Annotated in this window: 9 protein-coding genes; 1 reads left to right on the top strand and 8 read right to left on the bottom strand. The window is 51.7% G+C overall.

What is annotated here, in order from left to right:
- Positions 1-261: 261 nt before the first annotated feature.
- Positions 262-1,395 (top strand): hypothetical protein, encoded by a 1,134-nt coding sequence (locus C5S61_RS20345; RefSeq protein WP_110518028.1) that lies wholly within the window; start codon positions 262-264, stop codon positions 1,393-1,395.
- Positions 1,396-1,542: 147 nt separating this feature from the next.
- Here C5S61_RS20345 and C5S61_RS20340 read toward each other — a convergent pair whose 3' ends face one another.
- The 8 genes from C5S61_RS20340 to C5S61_RS20305 form a co-directional block, all read right to left on the bottom strand.
- A complete protein-coding gene (locus C5S61_RS20340; RefSeq protein ID WP_110518026.1) occupies positions 1,543-2,250 on the bottom strand; it encodes an RraA family protein in 708 nt (235 codons plus the stop codon).
- 157 nt (positions 2,251-2,407) lie between these two features.
- A complete protein-coding gene (locus C5S61_RS20335) occupies positions 2,408-2,779 on the bottom strand; it encodes a VOC family protein (protein ID WP_110518024.1) in 372 nt (123 codons plus the stop codon).
- A gap of 201 nt (positions 2,780-2,980) precedes the next feature.
- Positions 2,981-3,259, bottom strand: coding sequence for a hypothetical protein (locus C5S61_RS20330; RefSeq protein ID WP_110518022.1), 279 nt, complete (start codon positions 3,257-3,259; stop codon positions 2,981-2,983).
- Between the two features lie 248 nt (positions 3,260-3,507).
- Positions 3,508-4,341 (bottom strand): TylF/MycF family methyltransferase, encoded by an 834-nt coding sequence (locus C5S61_RS20325; protein WP_110518336.1) that lies wholly within the window; start codon positions 4,339-4,341, stop codon positions 3,508-3,510.
- A 39-nt stretch (positions 4,342-4,380) separates the two neighbouring features.
- Positions 4,381-5,592, bottom strand: a complete 1,212-nt coding sequence (locus C5S61_RS20320) for a glycosyltransferase (RefSeq protein ID WP_110518020.1) — start codon at positions 5,590-5,592, stop codon at positions 4,381-4,383.
- A gap of 82 nt (positions 5,593-5,674) precedes the next feature.
- Positions 5,675-6,445 carry a thioesterase II family protein gene (locus tag C5S61_RS20315; protein WP_164689691.1) on the bottom strand — a complete coding sequence of 257 codons (771 nt, stop codon included), beginning with the start codon at positions 6,443-6,445 and terminating at the stop codon, positions 5,675-5,677.
- A complete protein-coding gene (locus C5S61_RS20310; protein ID WP_110518017.1) occupies positions 6,423-10,346 on the bottom strand; it encodes a type I polyketide synthase in 3,924 nt (1,307 codons plus the stop codon). Before C5S61_RS20310 ends, C5S61_RS20315 begins: the two co-directional genes overlap by 23 nt.
- A gap of 20 nt (positions 10,347-10,366) precedes the next feature.
- Positions 10,367-13,750 carry a non-ribosomal peptide synthetase gene (locus tag C5S61_RS20305; RefSeq protein WP_164689690.1) on the bottom strand — a complete coding sequence of 1,128 codons (3,384 nt, stop codon included), beginning with the start codon at positions 13,748-13,750 and terminating at the stop codon, positions 10,367-10,369.
- Between the last annotated feature and the right edge of the window lie 76 nt (positions 13,751-13,826).

Genomic DNA, 13,826 nt, shown 5'->3' with positions numbered 1-13,826 from the left:
GCGTCGGGTGCTTGCGCGTAACGATATAGAAATGTGCAAAGCCGCAGTCAATGATGCCCAGCTGAGATTGATATTCAACGTTGAGCATAACCCAACTGTAAGCTGCAAGCTCGACTGTAACCATTTTGTCTGTAGCTACCTATGGAATATGCCTGATTCCTCCACGCTTTCGTCTGCCTCTGATCAGCAGCATTGTTGTCACGAAGAACGCCAACCGGTCTTTTGGTGTGTGTATTCTTACCGCAACGCTTGGAGGAATCGATGATCCGTCGTTTGTGCTGTTTGATTCCGTTGGGCATGATCGTACTCCTGTTTATGCAGCCTATTGCGCATCCGCTTGTGGCGGCCCAATCAGGTGATACCGTTGTTGACGCGCAGAGTGCACATGTAGCAAATGGTAGCTGGGCTAGCGCGTTGAGTTTGCCCAATAGCAATCTCGATAGTATTGCCGTGATTGATACGACGCTCTATGCAGTCTATTCGCAAAGTGGCATTACCCGCCTTGCACGCTGGGATGAGGTAGCGGTGCAATGGGTTTTAATTCAGGCTGACACCACAACTGATTCATGGCGCTCGCTGCAAGTTGGCGCAGATGGCCGTTTGTATGCCTTGCGCACGACTCACAGCGCGGCACTGCCCTATCGGATTACTGTGCTTGCTGGTTCTGCTTGGGTTGATGTCACCACGCCAATACCGTTTAGCAACTTTCCGCTTGATTCGGTTGTCGCTGTGCGAACCAATGCAATTTACGCTATTGATACTTCTTCACTCATGGCCATTTGGAATGGCAGTGCATGGACGTTTACCTATGCGCGCACAGCAGAGGATGGGTCGATTGGCGAGATTCATAATCTGTATCGCTGTGGCAATAGCCTCTACTTTACGATTAGCACTACATCACAAGTTAATGAGCATGGCGGCGATGTTCGGACATGGGTCAAGAAAGTTGCATTATCAACCAATAGCCTATCGAATATTGGCAGGCTTGATCGTTTAGGCGGTTGTAGCGGCCAAACCTATTATGGCTGGGCGGAAAGAACGATCAATATTGGTACAGAAACCAGTGTTACCCGTTCATTTAACATTGGCCCAGCCGAGGCCAACCCCTACATTACTTCCATGGTTCAAATTGGTGGCTATGTCTATGTGGTGGGCTACTTTGATACGATTGATGGGGTTCAAACGGGCAGCGTTGCGCGTTGGAATGGCAGTTCGTGGGAAGGGCTTGGCCCAATTTTTCAACGAGCCAATGGAACTCCTTGGCAGGTTATGGCTTGGGGGCATCAGGTTGTGCTGGGCGGAGCTTTTTTTGGCCCGACCGGCAGTGCTCGCAATGTTACTGCTTGGAGCCAGAATTTACCCTATACCACCTATAGTCCATGGCTTAGTAAGTAACATTATTGAGAGAAAAGTCTGTTTTACAAACAGGATCAATCAAGAGAACGTGGAGTTGCGAATAGAAGCCTTGCTTATAAGCAGCTAAGGCTCCTTGGCTGCATCCCACGTTCTGCAAACCATTCTACCTGCGCATAATTGGGCTGATTATTCCTCTATGGCCCCGCCGATCTCGCGCAAATGCTGGCGAAAAGTTAGGCTTGAGTCAAGTGCACGTTGCTTCAGATAGGTCTGAAATTGGACTTGTTCGCGCAACGTGCTGCCTGCTTGGATGGCACTGGCTTGTTGGCGTTCACGCTCAGCGATTTGTTGGGCGGTTGCCAAAACCTCAGCGGCATCGGCAGCAGCGACAAACAACACGCCATCTGCATCGGCAAATACCAAATCAGCCTTGGTTACGCGACACGTGCCGATCTGGGCATTGCTTAGGGCTTCTACTTCCCATGGGTCAAGCCGCTGTGGCCCAGCTGCGCAACGCCCAGCGCTAAAAACTGGCAAGCCAATGCGCAATAGATCCTTGGTATCGCGATGCAAGCCCCAAACGACGATTGCTGCCAAGCCAACTGCTTGCGCTTCGAGCACAATCAAATCGCCAATACAGGCTTCATCGGTTCGGCCTGCATTATCAATCACCAAAATATCGCCAGCTTGGGCAGTTTCGAGCGCAGCGAGGAATATATCAACGCTGCCATAATGCCGAACTGGCAGCGCTCGGCCAACACAATGGCTATTTGGCAGCAAGGCTTGAATTGCTGTTGGCGCAGCGCGCAGCGGTAGCTTGAGGCGTAGACAGGCATCGGCAATTAATGGGGTCGAAAGTGACGCGAATTGGCGAGTATAGGCACCATGATCCATTCCATCCTCCTGCATTGAGGTCTATTCAACGTTGATAGTTGTATGATACAAGTGGCGACAAGTGACATTCTTGGGATGCAGGCAGGACAATTTGAGATTGTGAATTAATTGGATGCAGGCTCGACGATATGCTCGTCGAGCCTGCGTGCGCGTAGGTTTAGTTGGCTGCTGGCTGGTGTAAGCCAATCCGGTTGCCTTCGGTATCGATAAAGATCGCCATCCAGCCTTGTGGGCCGATGGGGGTTTTATCGAGGACGACCGTGCCACCTGCTGGTGCAATCCGTGCGACAATTTGTTCAAGCGCTTGGCCTGCATTGAGATAAATCAAGGTTCCACCACTGGCTGGCGTTGCATCGTGAGGAGCCACAATTGCCCCACCCACGCCACGCTGATCGGCAGCGAAAAAGCCATGAGGAATGCCCATAAAATCATCTTCACGGATATCTTGCGCTAAGATGGTGCTGTAGAAACCAACGGCGCGCGAGAAATCGGTGGCGGGAATCTCAAACCAAGTAATTGCGTTGTTCATAAAGTCCTCCTGAAAAGTGATATGCGCTGAGCATACCGCAGCTGAGTGACAACCCTATGTCAGTAGCAATTTGGCATTTGAGTGAATTTCCAATATTCGTTCAATTCGGCAGCAACAAACCTTTAGCTGCGCTTAGAACCTAAAAACGGCACAACTGGGTATGCCAGTTGCGCCGTTTTAATGATGTTTAATTTGGCTTAATTAGTTCATGACAAGCGTTGCCACAAATGCCAGATAGGTAATGCCTGCCAATGCTCCTAGCAAATTGGCAAAGGTCGAGGCTCCAACGCTGCGCAATAAAATAAAGCCTGCAATTAAAACCCAAACTAGGGTATGACCCCAACGCAAAATCAAATAGCGAATGCTGGTGGTATCGCCTGGCACTTTATCGCTTGGCCAAACATAGACAAAGATTGCTGCAATAACGAGCGCCAACATCGACCAAACTACTGCTGGAATTCCTAAAAAACGTGTACTCACGTTGACTCCTTCACACTACGAAAATTGAGCGATTACTGCTATTTGATCACTGATTTCTCATTCCTTCGCCACCGTCCGTCCGATCCCCTCACCCCGCCCCCTCTCCCGTGGCGCGGGGCTTTAACATAGTGGTTCTATCGCGACTCGTCGCTGAAAAATGGCGGCTCCCCCTCGCCCGCGTTTTCGTGGGAGAGGGGGCGGGGGGTGAGGGAATGCCTCCCGACCCCCAACAGCCGATCCCTGTTGTCCTAGCCCTTTTGCCAAAAAACCGAATCTTCGTCAATCGGCTGCATGGTGACGGTTTCGCCAATTGATTCGAGATAATCATGGACGGCGTTGTAGCACTCTTCGAAGGTCGCGTAATCATCAACAATCACATAGCCACCTTGGGAAACTTTGGGGTACAACGCCTCTAAAGCATCGTAGGTTGAATCGTATAAATCGCCATCTAAGCGCAAGAGGGCCAAATTATCGATTGGCGCTTGATGCAGGGTATGGCAAAACCAACCCTTGAGAAACTTAACTTGCTCATCAAGCAAGCCATATTGCTCGAAATGTTGGCGCACTTCCTCGTAGGACGTGCCCTTCCACAGCAGATCGAGAATATCTTGAATCGGTTTGGGCGGTGGGCCATTTTGTTCTTGGGGCAAGCCAGGCGATTCGGTTTCGCCGAGCAGGCCTTCTGCTTCGTTTTTGGGAAAGCCTTGGAATGAATCAGCGACCCAAACGGTACGATCGCTGCAATTGTAGGCCTTGAGAATGCCCCGCATAAAGATCGTTGCCCCGCCGCGCCAAACGCCAGTTTCAATCAAATCGCCAGGAATTTGCTTTTCGAGAATATCGGTAACCACAGTTTGAATATTGTTGAGCCGATGCATGCTGAGCATGGTATGTGCTTGGCTTGGCCATTCATGACCATTCAGCCGTTTCTCGCGATCAAAGGTGCTGTAGGGGCCGGTGTAGGGCGCGGCCATGCTAAATGGCTCATACACAATATTGCGTAACGGCTGATCTTCATAGACCAAGCCCATAATACAGCGCTTAAGCAGGTCGAGGTAGAGTTGTGCTTCGACATGTGCCATTGGTTGTTGGTCTCCCATGCAAAAATTGCTAGCTGGATATTAATTCGTTGGCGCTGACAACGAGCGTTGTTGCGCCACGTTGGTTAATAGCTCAATGACCCGTTCTGGGCCTGGTAGCTCGCGAATTTCGGCTTGAAAGCGTTGGGCGTTGCTGCGATAGCGGGGACTTTGCAATAGCTCGCGCACGCTGGCCCGAATCGATTCGACCGAAAACTCAGGAACCCATTGATCAAAAAATTCTTTGGGTTGGTTGGGCAAGCGCAAAACCTTGCCTAAACCAAGCTCTGCCGCCCGCATCGCGCCCGCTGGTTCTTCGCCAGCCACAGGTATCATCAACAACGGCATGCCATGGCTAATTGCTGACATAATTGTGGCAAACGGACAGTGAGTGATAAAAAGATCGCAATGCGGAAACAGCAAGGCTTGGGGAATGTATTGCTCGATATACACATTCGCTGGCTGCGGCCCAAATTGGGCTGGATCTTGTTTGGTGCCAACCGTCAAAATCAAATTAATTGGCTCGTCGCGCAGGGCCTCAAGAATCATTGGAAAGATCGTTGGGGTATCAAAGACTGAACTCATTGAGGCATACACTGTTGGCCGATCGGGCAATTGCGCGACCCACGCTGGCAATTCGCCATCGCTAAACCGCGTAAAACGCAATGGCCGCAACGATTCCATGGTCGGAATTTCCTTGGGCTGGAACGAAGGTGGCGCGAAGGCCAAATATAATGCTGGATAGAGCATATCCATGGTTGGGTAGGGCGCTAGGCCATAGGTGCTGCGCAAATAAGCTAATTCTTCGCCAATTAATGATTCAAGTGCATTCGCCGAAAGAAAATAGCTAATGCTGATTGTCGCTTGCGGAATGCCCAATAGTTCGGCGGCAACACAGCTGCCAAACTCAAAATCGTTGCGCACAATAATATCTGGTTGCCACGTTTTACCGAGGTTGAGCAGATCGGCAACCATCGCATGCGCAGCAGCATCAGCGAAGATGCTGCCTAAAATTGCCTGCCCTTGTTCAGCAAACGGCAGCTCGAAAATCTCTGGAAAGGTTTGGGCCATTTCTGATGAAAGCCACTCTAATCCAGCAGGAAAGCCATTAAACCCCTTGGCTACGATGCTTGGAAGCATTTTGGCCGATACTGCAAAGGCCACGTCATGACCAGCCTCTTGCAACACTTGGGCAACTGGCAACATGGGATTCAAGTGACCAATGCCAGGATTCAGGACAAATAAGGCACGCATTGAACAATCCAATCCTTTCTGGCTGGGTGGCGGGCTAGCCGCTGTGAACAATGTTGGTCGCTGGCTTGCGCCGATGAAACTGCTAAGCTAGCGATGTGACCGACCGAACTACCGCTTGGATGTGGTGGTTGACATGCTTGGTTAGCTCGTGCTGCGATGGGTTGTGCAGATAAAAATGATCGCCAGCCATCAGCTCAATCTCGCAGGCATTGCTGGTATGATTGCGCCACAATTCAAGCTCAGCAGCGGCAACACTCGGGTCATCGAGGCCGCCATACACCACCATTGGGCAATCCAGCACAATCGCATTGTTGTATCCGAAGGTTTCGCAGACCGCAAAATCGGCGCGCAAAATCGGGGTCAACAGTTCGACTAACTCTGGATGCTGCAAAATATCTTTGGGTGTGCCATTCAATTGCATCAATCGATCCCAAAATTGCTGGTGTGGCAACTGGTGAATCACGCTTTGGCGTGGGATATGTGGCGCTGCATGGCCCGAAACGAAGAGCATTTGGGGCCGTAGCTGATGCTCATGTTGCAAGCGCCGACTGAGTTCGTAGCTGACCAACGCGCCCATGCTATGGCCAAAAAACACAAACGGCTTTTCCTCAAGCAAGGGTTTAATCACCGGAATCAAGTCGTTGAGCAATTGATCAAGATTGGTATAGGCAGGCTCCATGAAGCGTTTGCCTCGGCCTGGCAATTCAATGGCACAAAGCTCTACCTCTTGGTCAAGCTGTTTGGCCCATTGATGAGCACGTTGCGCCGTGCCCCCTGCATAATGAAAGCAAAAGAGCCGCAGTGTAGCGTTCGGTTGCTTGCGCAACCATTCAATCCATAAGTGTGATTTCATGCGATCCTTCATTGGGTGATGGTGCAGGTTTCAAGGATGAATCAGCAGCGACGTTTTTCAACGCTACTGCCAAATGGCTGGCCAAAATTGGCAGCGCTGGCTCGCTCAGCAGGGTGTTGTGCGTCCCTGGAATGGTTTGGATGTGAATCTGACCAGTCACAAACTGGCCCCAACCCAAATCGGCCATGTGATAGGCAGCTTGCAGTTGGTCGTCGTGTTGGCCAGCCAAATCGGCAGCCCGTAAGATCAAGACCTCGTTGGGATAGGTCGCTGGTTGATAATTCCAAACTGCTTGCGAATGGGTGCGAAAGGTTGCGACAAGGTGCCGCAAACGTACTAGCGTGTAGCTATCGGGCAAGCCAAGGTGCCGCTTGATGATCTCCAAAATCTGATTCCACATCGCTGCATCTGGCTCAGCTTTGGGGTCGTCAATGCCCAAAATGCTGGCATCTACGCCAAGCATGGCAATTAACAGCTCCAGATCGGTCAGTTGTTCTGGTGACGTGCCAGTCAATGTGGCGGGCGTATCGATTAATGCCAATAAACCAACAGTTTCGCCTTGGGCGACTAAGTGGCTGGCAATTTCAAAGGCAATCGAGCCACCCATCGACCAACCGCCAAGCAGATATGGCCCCTGCGGCTGAACGTTGCGTATATCGCTGAGATAGCGTTGCGCCATCACTTTGACATCGTTCAGTGGCGTTTCTGGGTGCTCCAAGCCAAAGGCTTGAATGCCATAGAATGGGCGTTGCGTGCCAAGCAATTGCGCCAAGCCAGCATAGACATTGGCCATACCGCTCATTGGGTGAATGCAGAAGAACGGTGCGGCTTGGCCTTGCGGCTGTAAACGTACCAACGACGATTGCTGATTGGCTTGCGGCGCGGTTTGGGCTTCGATCAATTGGGCTAATTCGGCAATTGTTGGTGCTTCAAATAAGCTGCGCACCCCGAGATTGGTGTGGACTTTTTCTGCAAGGTGGGTTGCAACTTGCAAGGCCAACAGCGAATCGCCGCCCAATTCAAAGAAATTATCGTGGATGCCAATCATTGGCACACCCAAAACTGCGCCCCACAATGCGCCAATTGTCTGTTCAAGGTTGCTGCTTGGGGCAACATACTCGCTTGTGAGCTGGGGCCGCTCGTAGCTATTGCCTGCATCGTTTTGCTCAACCGACTCTTGGTTGTTGGTTGCTTGAGCAGTTTCAGGTAACTGTGCGCCTTGGGCTTCGCTAGGATTGATATATTGCTCAACCCAATAGCGTTTGCGTTCAAATGGGTAAGTTGGCAGGGCGATGCGGCGTGGTTTGCTCACGACCCGTTGCTGCCAATCGATCGCAACGCCTGCGATCCACAAACGGCCCAGCGCGTTTAACAAACAGTGCGTATCAGTTTGCTGATCTTGCGGGTGGCGCATCGATTGAACCACAACCCGCTCTGCGCCAAAGTTGGCTTGAGCACGGGTTAAGGTCGTTAAGGTTTGGCCTGGCCCAACTTCGAGAAAGACATGGGCGGGGTTTTGTAAAAGTTGGCTCATGCCAGCGCTAAATCGGACGGTTGAGCGCAAATGCTCAACCCAATAGGTTGGATTTGACCATTGCTCATGGCGCATCCAATCGCCTGTTACATTGGAAATATAGGGAATCGTGGCGGGCTGCATGCTGATCGTTTGGGCAAAGGCGGCAAATTCTGCCTCGATTGGCTTGAGCATGCTCGAATGGGCTGCTACGCGAATTGGCAGGCGACGGTATTTAATCTCGCTGCTTAGTAGCTGCTGCTCTAGTGCATCAATCGCGGGAATTGGCCCCGCGACGACCGAATGTTCAGGGCCATTCAGTGCCGCCAGCGAAAGTTGCTCGCCAAGCAATGGCAATACCTCAGCTTCTGGTAAGGAAATATTGATCATGGCCCCGTCTTCAATCCGATCCATTAATAGGCCTCGGAACTCGACTAAACTGAGCACTGCTTCAAGCGAGATGGAGCCAGCCAAATGGGCCGCCGTGTATTCGCCCAAACTATGGCCGATTAAGGCGACTGGTTGAATGCCCCATGCCAGCCATAATTGGGCCAAGGCATATTCGGTGATGAAAATTGCCAACAAACTGTAGTACATACTGGCCAGTTGTTGTTCATCAACGCTCGTGTTTGGTGTATAGACTAAGTGGCGCAAATTTGCACTAGTTTCGGCGTTGAGCAAACTCAAACAGCGCTCAACTGCTTGGCGAAAGCTTGGCTGCGTTTGGTAGAGTTCTTGGCCCATGCTTGGGTGTTGCACGCCGCTGCCAGGGAACATAAACACAACTGCTGGCGTAGTGGCATTGATTTGGCCGCTGACCATGCGTTTATCGCGTTGGCGCAAAATTTGGCTGGCCTCGGCGATCGATTGGCAAACGACGACCCGCCGATGATTGAAGGCTTGGCGGCCAACCTGCAAGGTATAGGCAACATCGGTCAAATTGAGTTGTGGATTGGCTTCAAGATGATCGGCCAGATTTTTGGTCGCCGCATTCAGCGTCGCCCGATTACGCCCAGAGATCACAAGCATTTGCAGCGCAGCGGTTTGCGCGCTTGACTCAAGTGCTGGCGCTTGCTCCAACACAACATGCGCGTTCGTGCCGCCAATGCCAAATGAACTCACGCCCGCTCGCCGCACAGGCTGATCTGCTGGCCAGTCGCTTAGTTTTGTATTGACATAAAAAGGCGATGTTTCAAGCGCAAGTTGGGGATTTGGGTTTTGATAATGCAGGCTCGCAGGAATTTTATTGTGATGGAGGGCTAGCACGGTTTTGATCAGGCTGGTTACGCCTGCTGCTGTATCGAGATGACCGTAATTTGATTTAACCGAGCCAAGCATACAAAACTGGTTTTTTTCGGTTTGCTGACGAAAAGCCTTGGTAAGCGCCGCAACTTCAATCGGGTCGCCAAGAATGGTGGCCGTGCCATGGGCTTCGATGTAGGAAATTGTAGCAGGATCTACGTCGGCAACTTCTTGGGCAGCGCGAATCACCGCAGCTTGACCATCTATACTGGGCGCGGTATAGCCAATTTTTAGTGCTCCATCGTTGTTGACCGCCGAGCCTTTGATTAAGGCATAGATCGTGTCTCCGTCGGCGAGCGCATCGTCCAGCCGTTTGAGAACGACAATACCTGCGCCATTGCTATTGACTGTGCCTTGGGCTTGGGCATCGAAAGGCCGACAATGGCCATCGGGCGAGAGAATGCCGCCTTCTTGGGCCTGATAGCCTTGCTGTTGGGGCACGCTGATCGAAATCCCGCCAGCAAGCGCTATATCACATTGAAAGCTCAGCAAGCTTTGGCAGGCCAAGTGCGTTGCAACCAACGAGGTTGAACAGGCGCTTTGCACGCTAAAGCTTGGGCCGCGCAAATTGAGCTTATAACTGACTCTAGTGGGCAAAAAGTCTTTGTCATTGCCCATGATCAATTGGGCTAGATCGGGAATTGTGCCGCGCCCTTGTTGGCTGACGAGGTTGCGCAGCAAGTAGGTATTTAAGCTTGAGCCAGCAAACACACCGATCAAACCTGGATAGGTTGCGGCATTATAGCCAGCATGCTCCAAGGCTTGCCACGCACATTCCAGGAAAATGCGTTGCTGCGGATCGAGCAATTCTGCATCGCGTGGCGAATAGCCGAAAAAGCCTGCATCGAAAAACTCAATACCTTCGAGCACCGAGCCAGCTTTGACATAGCGTGGATGGGCCAATTGTTCAGGCGTAACGCCTGCGGCTAGCAATTCAGCAGCATCAAAAAACGTAATGCCTTCGGCTCCAGCACAAAGCTGCTGCCAAAAACTATCAACATCTGGTGCTTTGGCCCAGCGCCCAGCTAAGCCCACTACGGCAATATCAAGGCTGCCATCGTTGGCGAAGGTTTCATCATGACTCATCGTCGTTATCCTATCTTTCGTTAACGGCGGCGACGTTGGCGTTGCAACGCTTGGCGCTGTTGTTGGGCACGATTATCGCGATCAACAAAGGTTGATGCTTGGGTCGATTGCTCGCTGCTCAGGTAGGCGGCGAGGGTCTGAATGGTTGGATACTTGAATAAATCTAAGAGCACAAGTTCGCGGCCCAAAAGCTCTTGTAGCCGACTATGCACTTGCACCATTGCCAGCGAATTTCCGCCAAGATCGAAGAAATTGGCTTGGGTGCTGATTGGCGTAAGTTGCAAAATCTCTTGCCAAAGGCTGGTGATGGTTTGTTCAAGGTTATTTTGTGGCCCCAGCGCTTGGCCACTACTTTGATTGTGGCTCGGTGCTTGTTGGGCAAGGCTGCGATAATCGATTTTGCCGTTGGGAGTAAGCGGCATTGTTGGCACGACCACAAAAGCGGCAGGCACGGCAAAGGCTGGTAATTGTTGTTTGGCATAGGTTTGTAAATCGGCAGCCAGATCGTACGGCGCTGGAATTTGATTGGTTCCGACTGCCTGTTGCAGCGCGTTTGATGCCTCAGCGGCAGTTGGATTGGCCACAACATAGGCAATCAGCCGTGCCGTGCTGCTGGCTTGATCGTGAATCAGCACCACGCTCTGCTCAACCGCTGGATGAGCATTCAAGATACTGCTGATCTCGCCAAGTTCAATCCGATGACCGCGCAATTTAATTTGCTGATCGATCCGTCCGATAAATTCAATCTGGCCATCAGCACGATAGCGTCCTAGATCGCCGGTGCGATACAAACGCTGGCCTGGGGTTGAACTAAATTGGTCGGGTACAAAACGCGCAGCAGTCAGATCAGGACGGTTGCGATAGCCGCGGGCTACGCCAACCCCACCAACATAGATTTCGCCAATCACGCCAACTGGCACGATGTGCTGGTGCTGATCAAGCAAATAGATTTGCAGATTGGCCAGCGGGCGACCAATGGGCGGCGTGGTCGTGAGGCTTGGCTCAAGGTCGGTCAAGCTGGCACAAACGGTTATTTCGGTTGGCCCATAGGCGTTGATCACGCGGCGATCAACCGCCCAGCGTTGAACAAGCTCAATGCTCGAAGCCTCGCCAGCAGTAATCAGCGTGGTTAAGCTTGGCGCTTGATCGGCTGGTAACACCGTCAATAATGATGGTGGCAAGGTTGCAACGCTCACGTTGTGCTGGCGAATAAAGCCGAGTACGTCGGTGCCTGCGGCCAAACCGCCTGCTGGCATCAGCACCAAACTTGCGCCAGCCAACAAGGCCATGCCTATTTCCGAAATTGCCGCATCGAAACTCAATGAGGCAAATTGCAGCACCCTGCTTTGCGCAGTTACCCCAAAACCAGCAATCTGGGCTGTCACAAGGTTGGTTAGGCCGTGATGCTGAACCATGACCGCTTTTGGTTGACCAGTCGAGCCTGATGTGTAAATCAGATAGGCCAAATTGGCAGGCTGAACTGTGCTTGGCCGATTATCCGTTGGCTCACTGCCATCGCAAATCGTAGCGAGGTCGAGAATTGTTAACCCGTCGTGCTTGAGCGCTTGCACGGTTTCCAGCAAATGGCTTTGGGTCAAAACCATGGCTACCTGTGAATCGTTGAGCATCCATGCCAAGCGCTCGCTGGGATAGGCCGGATCAAGCGGCAGATAGGCTGCACCTGCTTTGAGGGTTGCCAACAAAGCAACGACCATAGCTAGTGAACGATCACAACAAATGCCAACCAAACTTTCTGGGCCAATACCTTGCGCTTGCAAACGATAGGCCAATTGATTGGCTCGTTGATTAAGCTCGTCATAGCTGAGCGTTTGCTCGTCGCCAATGAGGGCGATTGCGTTTGGCGTTTTGGCTACTTGGGCTTCAAAGCGTTGCGGGAACAGCTGCTGATCGGGGGCAGCTTGGGTGCTGGAATTCCAATCTTTGATGATTTGGGTTTGCTCGTTGGGCGTGAGCATTGCCAATTGCGAGAGCTTGGCTTGGGGTTGCTGGGTGATGCTGTTCAGCAAGGTGACATAATGCTGGCTCATGCGCTCAATCGTGCTGGCATCAAACAGGTCAACATTATATTCAATCGTGGCACGCAGGCCATTATCAAATTCAACCATCGACAGCGTGAGGTCAAATTTTGATGGACTCGCCACATCTTCCAAAATATCCAAGCCCGAATGACTGCCACCGATGGCAACATTTTGCAGCACAAACAACACTTGGAACAAGGCCGAACGACTGAGATCGCGGGTTGGTTGCACGGCATCGACCAACATTTCAAACGGCAAATCTTGATGCGCATAGGCTCCAAGCGCTACTTCGCGTACCTGCGCCAGCAATTCGAGAAATGTTGGATCATTGGCAGGTTTGACGCGCATAACCAAGGTATTGACGAAGAAACCGATCAGATCTTCAAGTTCGCGGCGATTGCGATTGGCAATTGGCGAACCGACGATAATATCGTTTTGGCCGCTGTAGCGCTGCAACAAACCAACCCAAGCGCCGAGCAGCAACATAAATAAGGTTGCTTGCTGCTGCTGACTAAGCTGATTGAGCTGGTTGGTAAGCTCGCCGCTGATCCAAAACGTGTGCCGCCCGCCTTTGAACGTTTGAATGGCAGGCCGTGGCCGATCGGTTGGCAAGGCGAGCACCGGCAATTCGCCAGCAAGCTGATTTTTCCAATAGCTGAGTTGCTGGTCGAGCGTTGCACCTTGTAGCCACTCACGTTGCCATGCAGCAAAATCTGCGTACTGCAAGGCCAATGGCGCTAGTTCTGGCAGCGGCTGCTGGTTTTCCAAAGCGCTGAAAATCGCTTCAAACTCTTGGATAAAGATTTTGGCCGACCATGCATCGAAGGCAATATGATGGATAGTTAGCAATAAAATGTGCTCAGCGTGGCTAACGCGCAGCAATTTGGCCCGAAACAGCTGATCATGGCGCAAATCAAATGGCTGCTCGGTTTCCGTTTGCATCGCTTGGTGGAGTGCTGCTTCGCGCTCGCTGGCATTTAATTGACTGAAATCGAGCAACGCTATATCGACGGTTTCGACAGGCATAATTGCTTGCTGCGGCAGGCCATCGATCATGCTGAAGCTGGCGCGCAATGGCTCATGGCGCTGGACAATCGCGGTGAGAGTTTGGCTTAGAATGCTTGGTAAATCTGCATAGCTCCCGCGAATTTGCATGGGAATTGAAATGTTATACAGCGCTGCATTGGGCTGAAGTTGCTCAATTAACCACAGCCGTTGTTGGGCAAACGACAATGGATAGCTGTGTTGATCGCGCCGCGGCTGAATCTGTTGGGCTGGTTTATTGCCCTTGGCTTGAACTTTTTGCAAAAGTAGGGCGCGTTTGGCAGGCGAAAGGGCCGCTAAACGCTCAGAATAATCATTCACAATCAAACCTCATGGAGCACATAAAAACGACTATGAATCCCCTCACCCTCAACCTACGCACTGCGGCCCCTCACCC

Origin of the sequence: Herpetosiphon llansteffanensis (genome assembly GCF_003205875.1) — a bacterium.
GTDB classification, from domain to species: domain Bacteria; phylum Chloroflexota; class Chloroflexia; order Chloroflexales; family Herpetosiphonaceae; genus Herpetosiphon; species Herpetosiphon llansteffanensis.
Note: the sequence above shows the minus strand (reverse complement) of the source record. Positions and strands in the feature narration are given on the sequence as shown.

Bases quoted from the DNA above. Each gene is read 5' to 3' on its own strand.
- C5S61_RS20320 (WP_110518020.1), bottom strand. From the start codon at position 5,592: ATGCGTGCCTTATTTGTCCTGAATCCTGGCATTGGTCACTTGAATCCC.
- C5S61_RS20335 (WP_110518024.1), bottom strand. From the start codon at position 2,779: ATGAACAACGCAATTACTTGGTTTGAGATTCCCGCCACCGATTTCTCG.
- C5S61_RS20325 (WP_110518336.1), bottom strand. From the start codon at position 4,341: ATGGCACATGTCGAAGCACAACTCTACCTCGACCTGCTTAAGCGCTGT.
- C5S61_RS20310 (WP_110518017.1), bottom strand. From the start codon at position 10,346: ATGAGTCATGATGAAACCTTCGCCAACGATGGCAGCCTTGATATTGCC.
- C5S61_RS20345 (WP_110518028.1), top strand. From the start codon at position 262: ATGATCCGTCGTTTGTGCTGTTTGATTCCGTTGGGCATGATCGTACTC.
- C5S61_RS20315 (WP_164689691.1), bottom strand. From the start codon at position 6,445: ATGAAATCACACTTATGGATTGAATGGTTGCGCAAGCAACCGAACGCT.
- C5S61_RS20340 (WP_110518026.1), bottom strand. From the start codon at position 2,250: ATGGATCATGGTGCCTATACTCGCCAATTCGCGTCACTTTCGACCCCA.